11 protein-coding genes are annotated in these 12,891 nt (G+C 68.5%); 5 read left to right on the forward strand and 6 right to left on the reverse strand.

The window, feature by feature from the left end; translation table 11 throughout:
* The first annotated feature begins 85 nt into the window (after nucleotides 1-85).
* From ABIA36_RS03060 to ABIA36_RS03070, 3 genes are all read left to right on the forward strand, one after another.
* Nucleotides 86-2,629: a lysozyme gene (locus ABIA36_RS03060; protein WP_369960797.1), complete on the forward strand. Its 2,544-nt coding sequence runs from the start codon at nucleotides 86-88 to the stop codon at nucleotides 2,627-2,629.
* Between the two features lie 116 nt (nucleotides 2,630-2,745).
* Nucleotides 2,746-3,681, forward strand: coding sequence for an ABC transporter permease (locus ABIA36_RS03065; RefSeq protein WP_369960798.1), 936 nt, complete (start codon nucleotides 2,746-2,748; stop codon nucleotides 3,679-3,681).
* Between the two features lie 10 nt (nucleotides 3,682-3,691).
* Nucleotides 3,692-4,915, forward strand: a complete 1,224-nt coding sequence (locus ABIA36_RS03070) for an ABC transporter ATP-binding protein (RefSeq protein ID WP_369962065.1) — start codon at nucleotides 3,692-3,694, stop codon at nucleotides 4,913-4,915.
* A gap of 6 nt (nucleotides 4,916-4,921) precedes the next feature.
* On the opposite strand, the gene ABIA36_RS03075 is transcribed toward ABIA36_RS03070, so the two are convergent.
* The gene (locus ABIA36_RS03075; RefSeq protein ID WP_369962066.1) at nucleotides 4,922-5,863 is read right to left on the reverse strand and encodes an NAD-dependent epimerase/dehydratase family protein; all 942 of its coding nucleotides are present in this window, start codon (nucleotides 5,861-5,863) and stop codon (nucleotides 4,922-4,924) included.
* Nucleotides 5,859-6,824, reverse strand: coding sequence for a glycosyltransferase domain-containing protein (locus ABIA36_RS03080; protein ID WP_369960799.1), 966 nt, complete (start codon nucleotides 6,822-6,824; stop codon nucleotides 5,859-5,861). The genes ABIA36_RS03075 and ABIA36_RS03080 overlap by 5 nt, the downstream gene beginning before the upstream one ends.
* An 89-nt stretch (nucleotides 6,825-6,913) precedes the next feature.
* Between ABIA36_RS03080 and ABIA36_RS03085 the strand changes: the two genes are divergently transcribed.
* Nucleotides 6,914-7,789 (forward strand): hypothetical protein, encoded by an 876-nt coding sequence (locus ABIA36_RS03085; protein WP_369960800.1) that lies wholly within the window; start codon nucleotides 6,914-6,916, stop codon nucleotides 7,787-7,789.
* 16 nt (nucleotides 7,790-7,805) lie between these two features.
* On the opposite strand, the gene ABIA36_RS03090 is transcribed toward ABIA36_RS03085, so the two are convergent.
* The 3 genes from ABIA36_RS03090 to ABIA36_RS03100 are packed head-to-tail and all read right to left on the reverse strand — an operon-like array spanning nucleotide 7,806 to nucleotide 10,933.
* Nucleotides 7,806-8,789 carry a glycosyltransferase family 2 protein gene (locus ABIA36_RS03090; protein ID WP_369960801.1) on the reverse strand — a complete coding sequence of 328 codons (984 nt, stop codon included), beginning with the start codon at nucleotides 8,787-8,789 and terminating at the stop codon, nucleotides 7,806-7,808.
* Nucleotides 8,782-9,708 carry an NAD-dependent epimerase/dehydratase family protein gene (locus ABIA36_RS03095; RefSeq protein WP_369960802.1) on the reverse strand — a complete coding sequence of 309 codons (927 nt, stop codon included), beginning with the start codon at nucleotides 9,706-9,708 and terminating at the stop codon, nucleotides 8,782-8,784. The genes ABIA36_RS03090 and ABIA36_RS03095 overlap by 8 nt, the downstream gene beginning before the upstream one ends.
* Nucleotides 9,701-10,933 (reverse strand): glycosyltransferase family 1 protein, encoded by a 1,233-nt coding sequence (locus ABIA36_RS03100; RefSeq protein WP_369960803.1) that lies wholly within the window; start codon nucleotides 10,931-10,933, stop codon nucleotides 9,701-9,703. The genes ABIA36_RS03095 and ABIA36_RS03100 overlap by 8 nt, the downstream gene beginning before the upstream one ends.
* A gap of 208 nt (nucleotides 10,934-11,141) precedes the next feature.
* On the opposite strand from ABIA36_RS03100, the gene ABIA36_RS03105 reads away from it, so the two are divergent.
* Nucleotides 11,142-11,996, forward strand: coding sequence for a glycosyltransferase family 2 protein (locus tag ABIA36_RS03105; RefSeq protein WP_369960804.1), 855 nt, complete (start codon nucleotides 11,142-11,144; stop codon nucleotides 11,994-11,996).
* A gap of 22 nt (nucleotides 11,997-12,018) precedes the next feature.
* Here ABIA36_RS03105 and rfbA read toward each other — a convergent pair whose 3' ends face one another.
* Nucleotides 12,019-12,882, reverse strand: coding sequence for a glucose-1-phosphate thymidylyltransferase RfbA (rfbA, locus tag ABIA36_RS03110; protein ID WP_369960805.1), 864 nt, complete (start codon nucleotides 12,880-12,882; stop codon nucleotides 12,019-12,021).
* Nucleotides 12,883-12,891: the final 9 nt, after the last annotated feature.

The raw sequence follows: 12,891 nt of genomic DNA on the forward strand, positions 1-12,891 counted from the left end.
GCGCGGGTAGGCGCGGGAGGCACGCGTCGGTCAAACACGTGTATTAGTCTGCGGGGCAAAGCCAACTAGACGAACGAGGTTTTCCATGCGCTCCATCTCGCGGACGCTCATGGCCGCAGCAGCGGGGCTCGGCCTCCTGGCGACGACCATGCTCTCGGCACCGCTCGCGGATGCGGCGACCCCCTCACCGGCCGCTCCCCCGTCGACGTCGGTTCCGGCCGCAACATCCTCTCCGCGGGCGGTCACGCCGACGCCGTCCCCGAGCTCCGCACCGGCGCCATCCCCGTCGACGAGCGCGGCTCCCGCGCCGAGCGCGGTTCCCGCCGCACCGAACGCGGGAACGGGAACGACGCCAGGGACCACGCTCCAGGACCCCTCGCTTGCCGTTCAGAACGCGGCACGCAACCACGCCATGGGCTCGACCGTGGCCGCCAACGAACCCGGGTCCGCGGCTGCGGCGAAGAGCGGTCAGGCCCAGGCGCTCGTCGCCGGGGCCCCTGCCGGTCTCCCGGGGCTCGATGTGAGCGGCTATCAGGTGCTCAACGCGTCCAACTGGGGGACCATCGCCGCGCAGGGGGCGCGGTTCGCCTACGTCAAGGCGACGGAGTCCACCGACTACGTCAGCAGCCAGTTCTCCGAGCAGTACAACGACTCGTACAACGCGGGCCTTTACCACGGCGCTTACCATTTCGCGACGCCGGACACCTCCACCGGGGCGGCGCAGGCGAACTGGTTCCTCGACCACGGCGGGATGGGGACGGCGGACGGCCGCACCATGCCTCCGCTCCTGGACATCGAGTACAACCCGTACGGGGCGACCTGCTACGGACTCTCGCAGCAGGCGATGGTGTCCTGGATCTTCGACTTCTCGCTGACCATCCAGGCCCGCACCGGACGCCTGCCGGCGATCTACTCCACCACGAACTGGTGGACGATGTGCACCGGCAACAGCGCCACCTTCGCCGCCAACCCCCTGTTCATCGCCCGCTATCCGAGCAACATCGCCGACGGCGCGGGCACCCTTCCTGCGGGCTGGCCCGCCTACACCCTCTGGCAGTACTCGGACGCCGGGACGTTCCCGGGCGACCAGGACGTCTTCAACGGCACGGAGCGCGACCTGCAGACGTTCGGGCTGACCTCGAGCATGGTCAGAACCGTTGCCAACTCCTCCGTCTACCTCGTCTCCGGGGGCAACAAGTATCCCGTCACCACAATGGCTATGCTCGTGGCGCTGGCCCCGCTGGGACAGGTGGCGTACGTCCCGCAGAGTTACCTCGACTCGTTCGCCACCCAGCAGCCGGTGGGAAGGGTCATCCGCGGACCCGACGGTTCCATCTACTTCTTCGACTCCGGTATGAAGCTGCCGTTCGTGTCGTGCGGTCTGGTGGCCGACTACGGTGGCTCCTGCACGCCGTCGGGCTACGTCCAGATGACCGCCTCCCAGGTCGCGACCTTCGTGACGGGGCCGAATGTCACGCCGCTCATGACATCCAGCGGCGGTCCGACCTACTACGTGTCCGGCGCAACGAAGCACGAAGTCCTCGACCAGTACTCCCTCGCACAGGCCGGACTCTCGGGAGGCGCGAACAGTCTGTCCCCGAACGCGGTCTCGTACCTGCCGTTCTCGACGCCGATCGTCCGCGACAGCGTCTTCGTCCGCCAGGCCGGCAGCAGCGCCGCCTTCCTGCTCGCGGGGGGCAAGGCCTCCCCCGTCGATCCGAGCGCAGCCGGCGCTCTCGTCCCGCTCTCGACGGCGGGCGTCCTCCAGCCGGAGAGCATCGCGAAAATCCCTGCTGGGCCGACGTTCACCGGCGCGTTCATGTCGTCGGCGGACTCCTCGATCAGCGTCCTCGGCACCGACGGCCTGCATCCGTGGGCCGCAGGAGTGGGAGGCGCGGCGTTCGGCGCGGTGACCGTGACGCCTGCGCTCCTCGGCGCCTATGCGACCGCCCCGGCGATCAAGGCCGGCTCCGCCATCATGTCGGCGGCGGGCGGAACGGTGTACCTGGTCATGCCGACCGACATCCGGCCGATCAGCTCGTGGAGCGCCCTGCTCGCCCTTTCGGGAAGCGCGGCCCCGACGATCACCGTCGTCCCGCAGGCGATCGTCGCCGGGCTCCCGGCCGGCCCGGTCGCGCTGGTCTCGGGAACACTGGTGCGCAACGTGAGCAGCGCCACCGTGTACCTCGTCAACGGGGTGTCGAGCAAGATCCCGTTCTCGACCTTCGACCCGCCCGTGGAGGCCGGGTTCACGTCGTTCACCTACACGACCGACGATCGCCTCGCCGCCTACCCGACGTCGTCCCAACTGCTGGGATTCGGCATCCAGTGCGGCAGTCAGAAATACGTCAGCGCCGGCGGCTCGCTGCACTCGCTGGACTCCACGACCGCGCCGCTCTACCCCTTCTCCTTCACGTCACTCGACTCCTTCGCCTGCGGTGACGCACCGAAGGGGTCTGCGGCCACAGCCTTCATCCGCACGCCGGACGGGTCGATCTACTACCTCAGCGGTGGTCAGAAGCACCCGATCACCTCGATGGCGCGTTTCGCCCAGCTCGCGAACGGGCAGTCGTGGCTCGACGTCGTGACGGCGTTCGGGGCGGCGATCCCGACCGGATCGCCGGCCTGAGACCAGCGCCGCCCCGGTGCGCTCGGGAAACTCCCGGCCGGGGCGGCGTTAGACTCTGTAGGTGCTCCGGGGCGTCCCGATGCATTCCCGATCCCGTCCCCGTTCGAGGTACAGCAATGACATCACCGGTCGATGCGGACGCGCGCGCCGCCGTCATCGAGTCCCTTCCGATGGAGCACGTCGGCCAGCGTTCCGGGTTCGTCCGCGGCACAGGACGCTCGCTCAGCGACGTGTGGGCTCACCGCGAGCTGCTCGGGCTGCTCGTCCGCCGCGAGCTGAAGGCGCGCTACAAGGACAGCTCGCTCGGGATCGTCTGGAGCCTGTTCCGGCCGCTCGCCCAGCTCCTCATCTACTACTTCGCGATCGGCCAGGTGCTCGGCGCCGCGCGCGGCACCCCGGACTTCGCGATCTTCGTCTTCATCGGCCTGACCATGTGGGGGCTGTTCGCAGAGATCGTCACCGGCAGCACGACGGCCATCCTCGCCAACTCCGGGCTGGTCAAGAAGGTCTACCTCCCGCGTGAGATCTTCCCACTGAGCGCGATCGGGGGCGCCCTCTTCAACTTCCTGGTGCAGCTCGTCGTGCTCACCATCGCGATCGTCCTGCTCGCCACCGTCCCGTTCGCCTGGAACCTCAACGTGTTCCTGGCGCCGCTCGCCGTGGTGACCCTGGTGGTGTTCGCCACGGCGATCGGGCTGTTCCTGTCCGCGGTGAACGTCTACCTGCGCGACACCCAGCACCTGGTCGAGATCGCCATCGTCATCCTCTTCTGGGCGTCGCCGATCGTCTACTCGTTCACCTACGTCCACAAGCTCCTGCACGGCAACTGGATCGAGCAGCTCTACCTGGCCAACCCGGTCACCCTCGCCGTCATCGGCATGCAGAAAGCGCTCTGGGCGGCGGGGAGCGCCTCCGAGGGCCCGCTCACCCAGACCTGGCCCGACCACCTGTTCATCCGGCTCCTGATCACCCTCCTGATCAGCGTCGTCCTACTCTGGCTCTCCCAGCGGATCTTCTCCCGTCTGCAGGGCAACTTCGCTCAGGAGCTGTGACCGCATGACCATGCCATCCCTCGTCTCCGTCTCCGGCGTTTCCAAGCGCTTCGTCCTGCACAAGGAGAAGTCGCTGAAGGAGCGCCTGGTCAACTTCGGCGCGTCCCGCCGTCACCGCGACGACTTCTGGGCGCTGCGCGACATCGACCTCGAGATCCCCGTCGGCAGCACGGTGGGTCTCGTCGGGCACAACGGCTCCGGCAAGAGCACGCTCCTGAAAGTGGTCGGAGGCATCATCCAGCCGACCAGCGGCTCGGTCTCGCGCCGCGGGCGGATGGCGGCGCTCCTCGAGCTCGGGGCCGGCTTCCACCCCGACCTCACCGGGCGCGAGAACGTCTACCTCAACGCGGCCATCCTCGGGCTCAGCCGCAAAGAGACCGACAAGTACTTCGACCAGATCGTCGACTTCTCCGGCATCGAGTCCTTCATCGACACGCAGGTGAAGTTCTACAGCTCCGGCATGTACGTGCGGCTGGCGTTCGCCGTCGCCGTGCACGTCGACCCCGACCTGCTGCTCGTGGACGAGGTCCTCGCGGTGGGCGACGAGCCGTTCCAGCGCAAGTGCATGGACAAGATCGAGGAGTTCCAGCGCGAGGGCCGAACGATCGTGCTCGTCAGCCACTCCGCCGAGCAGGTCGGCCGGCTGTGCGACCGCGTCGTCGTCCTGAACCACGGCAACCAGATCTTCGACGGCGAGCCGGCCGACGGCCTCCGCGTGCTCCGGTTCGGCTTCGAGCAGGAGCGCCTGGAGCACGACCGCACCCACGCGGGCGGCGAGCCGGTCGTGCCGCCGGCCCGGATCACGGGGATCGACGTCGAGACCGCAATCGCCGACGAGGACCGCGTCATCGTCAAGGCGGCGGGCGACCTCGTCCTCCGCTACCGGTACGAGCTCAGCACCCCGCAGCCGCCGCTCGTCGCCGGCATCGCGATCGAGACCTCGACCGGGCAGCCGGTCTACGGCGTCAACACCCGCGTGCTGAAGCTGGACCTGCCCACGACGCCCGGTGAGCACAGCGTGAAGTTCGCATTCCCGAACCACACGCTCGGCTCCGGCAACTACATCGTGCGCGGCAGCCTCGAGGAGATGGCCGGCCTGTCGCTCGACCGGCTCAATCCGGCAGCGACGTTCGAGGTGGACGAGCCGCAGTACGGCTCCGGCCTCATCCGCCTGGACGTCAGCGCGGCCGTGGACGAGGGCGCCTCGGTCGAGGAGCCGGCCGGCGAGCTCTGAGCCGACTCAGCCCAGGCCTCGGACCCAGTCCCACTGACGCTGCAGGCCCTCGCGCAGCGAGACCTGAGGAGTCCAGCCGAGCGCGTCCCTGGCGAGCTCGCTCGAGCCTCCCGTGCGGAACACGTCGCCCTGCACCGTGGGCTCGTAGCGCACGTCGACCGTCGCGCCGGTGATCTCGCCGATGACGGCGAGCACCTCGTTGACCGAGACACTCGACCCGCCGGACAGGTTCATCACGCGCGGAAGCGGGGCCGCTACGCCCATCGCAGCGATCATGGCCGCCACGATGTCGCCGACAAAGGTGAAGTCGCGGATCTGCTCGCCGTCGCCGAACACCCGGATCGGCTCCCCGGCCGAGACGGCCCGCAGGAACCGCGTGAACGCCATGTCGGGGCGCTGCCCCGGCCCGTAGACGGTGAAGAAGCGCAGCGCGACGGTGTCGAGCCCGTAATTGGCCCGGTAGAGGTGGACCAGATGCTCGCCGGCGAGCTTCGTCACCCCATAGGGGCTGTGCGGCGCCGGCAGGGTCTCCTCGGTGGTCGGGTAGCTCTCGGCCTGGCCGTAGACCGACGACGAGGAGGCATAGACCAGGCGAACACCCGGAGCCCCCTTCAGCGCCTCGAGGAGGCGCTGCGTCGCCGTGATGTTGGCGTGCGTGTACGCGCCGAACTGGTCGCCCCAGGAGCCGCGCACGCCGGGCTGCCCGGCGAGGTGCGCGATTGCGTCGACGTCGTAGGAGAGCAGAGTCTCCGTGTCGATGTCGGCGAGGTCCGCCTCCACGAAACGGAAGCGCGGGCTGTCGAACGCGTCGACGTTGGCGCGCTTGACCGCCGGGTCGTAGTACGACGTGAGCGAGTCGACTCCGATGACGTCGTCGCCGCGCGCCAGCAGCGTCCGGACGAGATTGCTCCCGATGAATCCGGCTGCGCCGGTGACGAGGACCCTAATCGGTCGACCCTCCTGCTCTCAGACGGCGGACTCGGCCGCCGATGACTCGGATCGGCTTGGACGCGCGCCAGGAGAAGCTCGTGGTCACCTGCGTGAACCGCTGCTCGGCACGCGCCGCGCGCGCGTCGGCCTCCGCCAATTCTAGCTCAGCCGCCCGAACGCGCTCGTCGGCCGCCTCTTTGCCGGCGATCAGGTCGTCCGCGCGCTTGCGCTCGAGGAGCACCTCGCGCTCGAGCCGCGCGACCTCCGCCAGCAGCGGGCCGGTCCGCCTCCCGGTGACGACGCTCTGGGCGGCGCGGCGCTTCACGTCGACGGGCCAGCGGTGCCAGATCGAGACGTTGTTGTCGTCGCCGACGACCCGCGGCTCGACGGAGCCGAGGGAGAACGCGACGTTGGCCGAGAGCTGATCCCGCCGGGAGTAGCGCAGGACGTGGTCGAACCAGATCCGCATCGTGGCCTCGACCGCGGGAGTGCGGCGGCGCGCGAGCATGCCGTTCCAATACGGCTGCTCGAGCAGCACGTCGGGATAGGCCTCCGCGTAGTGGAGGAGCTGCTCGTTCACGCGCCCCGCGTCGTCGTAGTTGAGCCGCACGATCTCGTCGAACTCGTCGATCACGCGCTTCCGGAAGCTGTGCCGGTGCAGCGAGAAGTCGGCGCCGTCCAGCCAGTCGTCGAGGATGTCATCGGGTGACGCGTCGAGCTGCACGGAGTTATCGATGTAGAGCGTCTCCTCGAAGCCGTGGAGCGCCGGGTGACCGAGGATCTTGAACTGCCGCTGGCTCCGCACCAGATCGAACGGGAAAGGCAGCTCCACCTTGACGATGGTCCAGGTGTCGCTCACCAGATCGTCGCGGTCGGTCAGACAGATGAACGGCACGTCGCTCGTGCGGGCGACCGACTGCTCGCTGAGCTCCTCGTAGTCGCCCAGCAGGGCGGTGTAGACGGCACGGGGCGTCGTCATCGATCCTCTTTCCATGGATGGCTCGCCCGCATCCTCGTCGACGCGCGGCTCGCAAGTCCCAACAACTCTACCCGGATAGGATTGTCGTCATGCTCCGGTCCACGCTGGACGTGCACTTCGTGTACGCCCCGACTTTCGCCGAATCGGGGTCGACGGTCATGCGCGGCCGCCAACTCGCCCGGATCGCGGAGGCCGCCCTCGGCCGGCGCGCGCGGGTCCGCTACAGTCCGCTCGACGCCGACCTCCGCCGATCCACGCTCTTCCTGACCAAGGGAGCGCTCCGCGTCGCCACCGCCGAACGCCTCGAAGCGCTCAAGGCGGCCGGCAACCGCCTCCTGTTCGACGTCGTCGACGAGGCCCCACCGCCGACCAGCGGGTACGCCGACGCCATCGTCGCAGCCTCCCTCACCGCCTTCACCGATCTGCAGCGCGACCACCCGACGCGCGAGGTCGTGCTGGTGAACCACCACGTCGACCCGCGGCTGGACTCGGCGGCCCGCACACCCCCGACCGACCGGCTGCGCGCCGGCTACTTCGGCGAGCTCGTGAATGCCGTGCTGACGCCCAGGATCGAGGAGAGGGTCACCCCCGTCCTCGTCGACACGTCGTCCCAGGACCCCGCGTGGCTCGGCCGGATCCCCGAGTTCAATCTGCACTACGCTGTGCGGCGGTTCCGCGGCGCCGACCTGCACAAACCCTTCCTCAAGGGCTTCACGGCCGCGCACACCGGCTGCAACATCCTGATCCAGCGATCCCAGGCGGAGGCCGTGCTCTGGCTCGGCGACGACTACCCGTACCTCATCGACGGCGAGCCGGACGAGCAGGCGATCCTCGACGCGCTCGCTCACGTGCGCGACGACTTCGGGTCGCCCGAGTGGGAACGCGGACTCGACATCATGCGCGGCGTCCGCGAGCGCACGAGCGTCGCGCGCATCGGCCGCGAGCTCGCGCGCGCCCTGCGCTGACCCGCGGCGACGCCGGTCAGTCGCGCTTGCGGGAGTGCTCGAGCGACTTCGCGCGCACCGCGTCCACGTCCGTGATGTCGACAAGCGTCGAGTCGCGGTAGCTGGACCACTTGACCACCTGGTACGCCGGGTTGACCACGAGCCAGAACGCCTTGCGCTTCCAGGAGTATTCGCTGTCGCGGAGGATGCGGAGGGTGTCACCGACGATCCCGCGCGCGGTCAGCCGAAGCTGCTGCGGCCGCGACATCGGCGGGATCGGGAAGCCGATCTCGCGCAGCCCGACCGTCTCGTCGAAGATGCGCCGCTCGTACTCGCCCAGCGTGAGGTCGTTCGAGTGCTCGACCGCCGCACGTCCGGCGTACGCCTTGGAGTACCCCGCCTCGAGCAGGTCGCGGCCGAAGAGCTGGTCCTCCGCATACCGCACGTCGCGGTACGGGACGACGTCGGTCAGGAAGCTGCGGCGCGCGGCCGAGTTCACGTCCGAGTAGAACGCCATCGCGCCGAGCACTCCCTCGTCCTTGGCGAAGTCGTCCTTGTAGAAGACCGTCGTGCCGAAGTCGGGGCCGAAGCCGGCGAACACCCCTCGGATCTCGTACTTGAGCAGCGGGAAGCAGCCGGGCCGCGGGACCTGCTTGCCCATGACGGCCACGATCTTCTCGTCGATGGCGAACGGGGCGAGGAGCTCGGTGAGCCAGCTCTCGGAGGCGGGGATGGCGTCGTGAGTCAGGTACACGACGAATTCGCCTGTGGCGAGCTGCGCCGCCAGGTTGCGGGTGCGGCCGTGGCCGAACTCGCTGTTCGGGATCTGCTTCAGAACGACCTCGGGGAAGTCGGCGACGATCGAGAGCGTGCTGTCGGTGGAGCCGGAGTCGATCACCAGCACCTCGACGCTCCCCGCGAAGTCCTGCCGGCGGATCATCTCGAGGATGCGCCTCAGGTAGGTCTCCCCGTTGTACGTCAGAATGGCGATCGTCACGTCCACGGACGGCGCGTCAGTCACGTTCTCTCCGGATCTCCTCGTAGGTGCGCTCGATGCCGGCGTACAGCCCCACCGGCTCCCCCAGCGTCCCGAACTCGCTCGTGTAGCGGGCGGTGTCCAGCACGACGCGGTCGACGAACGTCGGCGGCGAGGGGCGGACGTCCACGGCGAAATCCACGCCCGTCACCTCGCGGAGCGTCTGCAGGATCTCGGCCACCGACGATCCCGTCCCACTGCCCATGTTGTAGAGGCGGTGCCGGCCGACGGTGCGCACCAGCGGCAGGATCATCCTCACCAGGTCCTCGACGTAGATGTAATCGCGCACCATGCTGCCGTCGCCGAATTGGAGGACCGGCTGGCCCTGCGCGATGCGGCGCAGCGCGATCGGGATAAGACCCTGCTTGCGGTTCGGGTGCTGGCGCGTCCCGTACGGGTTCGAGATGCGCAGGACGGTGTAGTCGAGGCCGTGCGTGCGGCGGAAGAATTCCAGGTAGTGCTCGATCGTGAGCTTGCCGATGCCGTACGGCGAGACGGGAAGCGCCCGGTCGGCCTCCGAGTACTCCGGCTTGCCCTGGTCTCCGTAGATCGCACCACCGGTCGAGGCGTAGAAGACGCGCTCGACTCCTGCTGCGACACAACTCTCGAGAAGCTCGACCGTCTGGGCGACGTTGGTGCGGATGTCCAGCGTCGGGTCGCCCGCGGCCGTCGCCGGGGTCGTGGTCGAGAGGAAGTGGAACACGTAGCGCTGACCCGCGACGGCGTCGTCGAGATCTGAACGGTTCAGGAAGTCGCCGGTGACCGGCCGGGCCCGGTCGGTCGTGAAGGACGGCTTGGCCGAGAAGCGATCGAACGCTGTGACATGCAGGCCCTCCCGGACGAGAGCGTCGACGAGATGCGACCCGAGGAAGCCGTTCGCACCGATGACAGCAGCGCTATCCACGCATCGCCCTCTCGAACGCCTCGACGAAGGTGCGGCCCGAGTCGTCCCAGGTGGAGTTCCCGACGGACTCGGAAGCGATCCGCGCGTACTCCGGAGCGTCCGGGCGTTCGAGCACCTCGACCAGCTTCCGCGCGATGGCGAGCGGGGAGGCCGGGACGTACGCGATGTGCGGATTGTCCGAGACCATGCGGTTGTTCGGCCCGTCGTTCACGACCGGGATCACGCCGCTCGCCAGGAGTTCCAGCGGCAGGAGCGACATGTTCGACAGCGATAGGACCAGACCGGCGGCGCAGCGGTTGTAGACGGCGTTCAGCTCGCTGAGCTGCAGGCTGGAAAGATTCTCGTATTCGAAGGGGATCTCCCAGTTGGAGACATCCCAGCCCGCGAGGTTGATCTTCACGTCCGGGCGGAGTTTGGCGAAGTCCGCCAAGGCGATCAGGCCGAACTCGAACGCGCGCCGCGGCGTCACCGGGCGGGCGTAGAAGAAGATCTCGTTCCGTCGCTCCGCGTTCTCGTAGCGGTAGCGCGTACGGTCCACGGAGAAGTCGAAATGGTCGGCCTTCATCCCGTACTCACGGTGCAGCTTGTCGGCGAGCCAGCCCCCCGCGGTGATCGCGTGGAAGCCGAACCGGTAGGTGTTCTCGGCGAGCAGCGCCTCGGAGCCGAGCGGGTAGAACACCGGCTCGAAGTCCTGGACGAAGTACAGCCTCCTGGCGCGCGACGGGTCCAGAAACGCCGGGTAGGCGGTCTCCCAGCCGGTCGCGAAGATCGCGTCCGTGTCGTAGGCGAATCCCGCGGTCCTGTCCCAGATCCGGATCTCGCCGTCGAGGTGCGGGTAGGCCTCCGACGCCTCGAGCATGTCGCGCACGACCTGGAGGTCGACCGCCGCGTCGCTCGCGTTGTACAGGTACACGTCGCATCGGTGACCGGCCTGCTCGGCGAACTTGATGAAACGGAACAGGTTCTGGTGGCCGCCGCTCTCCTTGCCGGGAGGGGACATGATCCACGCGATCCGCGACGGCCGGTCGGTCACCACCAGGGGGTCGGCGATCCGCTCGGGGATCGTGGTCCAGTCGACGGCGGCGGCGTCGGTGATGTCGACGAGCAGGCGCGTCTTCTGCGGTCCGGTGACCTGGCCGACCTTGGAACGGGCGTAGCCGATGGTGGCGCCGAGGCCGTTGTTCTTGACCATCAGGAAGGCAGTGCGGGTCTTCCGCGCGATCACCCGGGGGCCACGTTCGACGGCTCGAGAGAAAAGCTTGCCCACTGCTGCCACGTCGTCTACTCGTCTTCCTCTGTTGTGTGTCGTGCTGGCTCGGTTGTGTGTCGTGCTGGCTCGGTCGTCGTCCTGGCGCAGACGCGCCGTTCTGCCGTCCGCAATCTTCCCACAGAAGGATGAAAGGGGAATCCAGACGGGACTGTATGCTCGACGGGTGCCCCGATCAGCCGATGCGACGGCCGTCGTGACCGTCAGCTACAACTCGAGCGGGCAGTTCGACTCCTTCCTGACGAGCCTCCGGACGGAGTTGAGCCGCGGCCTGCGGGTGCTCATCGCGGACAACGGCTCCTCCGACCTCGCCGAGACGCGTCGCATCGCGTCGCAGTTCGGCGCCGAAGTGGTCGCGCTCGGCGAGAACCACGGCTACGGCGGCGCCATCAACCGCGCGGTCTGCACCCTCCCGGAGACCGTCGACGCCGTCCTGGTGAGCAACCCGGACATCATCGTGACGCCCGGCGCCATCGACATCCTGCGGGAGCGCCTCGACTCGGACCCCCGGATCGCCGCCGTCGGCCCCCGCATCCTCAACGAGGACGGCTCCGTGTACCCGTCGGCTCGCAGCATCCCCTCGCTGCGCACCGGCATCGGCCACGCGTTGTTCGTGCGGGTGTGGCCCGGCAACCCGTGGACCCGCTCCTACCGCGCCGAGCGCGAGACCGAGGCCCGCGACGTCGGCTGGCTCTCCGGTGCATGCCTGCTCGTGCGCCGCGAGGCGTTCGAGCGCGTCGACGGGTTCGACGAGGGCTACTTCATGTACTTCGAGGACGTCGACCTCGGCTACCGGTTCGGCAAGCACGGCTACCGCAACCGTTACGAGCCCACGGCGTCGGTCATCCACCACGGCGGGCTGTCCACCCGTACCGAGTCGAAGCGGATGCTCGCGGCGCACCACCAGAGCGCCTACCGGTTCCTCTCGAACAAGTACCCCGGACCGCTCCTGGCGCCGGTACGGCTCACGCTCCGCGTCGCGCTCGCAGCCCGCGCCTGGTTGCTCACACGCGGACTGTGAGCCTGCGGCCTCGGCCCGGGCCTCAGACCTCCAGCAGCCGCGTCAGGTACTGGCCGTAGCCGCTCTTCACCAGCGGTGCGGCGAGTTCGGCGAGACGCTCGTCGTCGATCCAGCCGGCGCGCCAGGCCACTTCTTCGACGCAGCCGACCTTGAAGCCCTGCCGGTCCTCGATGACGCGCACGTACTCCGACGCCTGCATCATCGACTCGAACGTCCCGGTGTCCAGCCACGCGGTGCCGCGGTCGAGCACCTGCACCTGCAGCTTGCCGGCCTGCAGGTAGCGCTCGTTGACCGTGGAGATCTCCAGCTCGCCGCGCGCGCTCGGCTCGATGGTCTTGGCGATCTCGACCACGGAGTTGTCGTAGAAGTAGAGGCCGGGGACGGCGTACTTGCTCTTGGGCTTGGCGGGCTTCTCCTCGATGGAGAGCGCGGTGAAGTTGTCGTCGAACTCGACAACGCCGTAGGCGGTCGGGTCGCTGACCTGGTAGGCGAAGATGAGCGCGCCGTCGATGTCGTTGTGCTGCCGCAGCGACGAGCCGAGGCCGGTGCCGTGGAAGATGTTGTCGCCGAGCACCAGGGCGACCGACTCGTCGCCGATGAACTCCTCGCCGATGATGAACGCCTGCGCGAGGCCGTCCGGCGAGGGCTGCACGGCGTACTCCAGCCGGATGCCGAGCTGCGAGCCGTCCCCGAAGAGCGCGCGGAACTGCTCGTTGTACTCCGGTGTGGTGATGATGAGGATCTCGTTGATCCCGGCCATCATCAGCGTCGACAGCGGGTAGTAGACCATCGGCTTGTCGTAGATGGGCATCAGCTGCTTGGAGATGCCCTTGGTGATGGGCCAGAGCCGGGTGCCGGAGCCGCCGGCGAGGATGATTCCGCGCATGGTGTCTGG

Source organism: Leifsonia sp. EB34 (assembly GCF_041260585.1).
Taxonomy (GTDB): Bacteria; Actinomycetota; Actinomycetes; order Actinomycetales; family Microbacteriaceae; genus Leifsonia.

Bases quoted from the DNA above. Each gene is read 5' to 3' on its own strand.
- ABIA36_RS03085 (WP_369960800.1), top strand. From the start codon at position 6,914: ATGCTCCGGTCCACGCTGGACGTGCACTTCGTGTACGCCCCGACTTTC.
- ABIA36_RS03070 (WP_369962065.1), top strand. From the start codon at position 3,692: ATGCCATCCCTCGTCTCCGTCTCCGGCGTTTCCAAGCGCTTCGTCCTG.
- ABIA36_RS03065 (WP_369960798.1), top strand. From the start codon at position 2,746: ATGACATCACCGGTCGATGCGGACGCGCGCGCCGCCGTCATCGAGTCC.
- ABIA36_RS03080 (WP_369960799.1), bottom strand. From the start codon at position 6,824: ATGACGACGCCCCGTGCCGTCTACACCGCCCTGCTGGGCGACTACGAG.
- ABIA36_RS03060 (WP_369960797.1), top strand. From the start codon at position 86: ATGCGCTCCATCTCGCGGACGCTCATGGCCGCAGCAGCGGGGCTCGGC.
- rfbA (WP_369960805.1), bottom strand. From the start codon at position 12,882: ATGCGCGGAATCATCCTCGCCGGCGGCTCCGGCACCCGGCTCTGGCCC.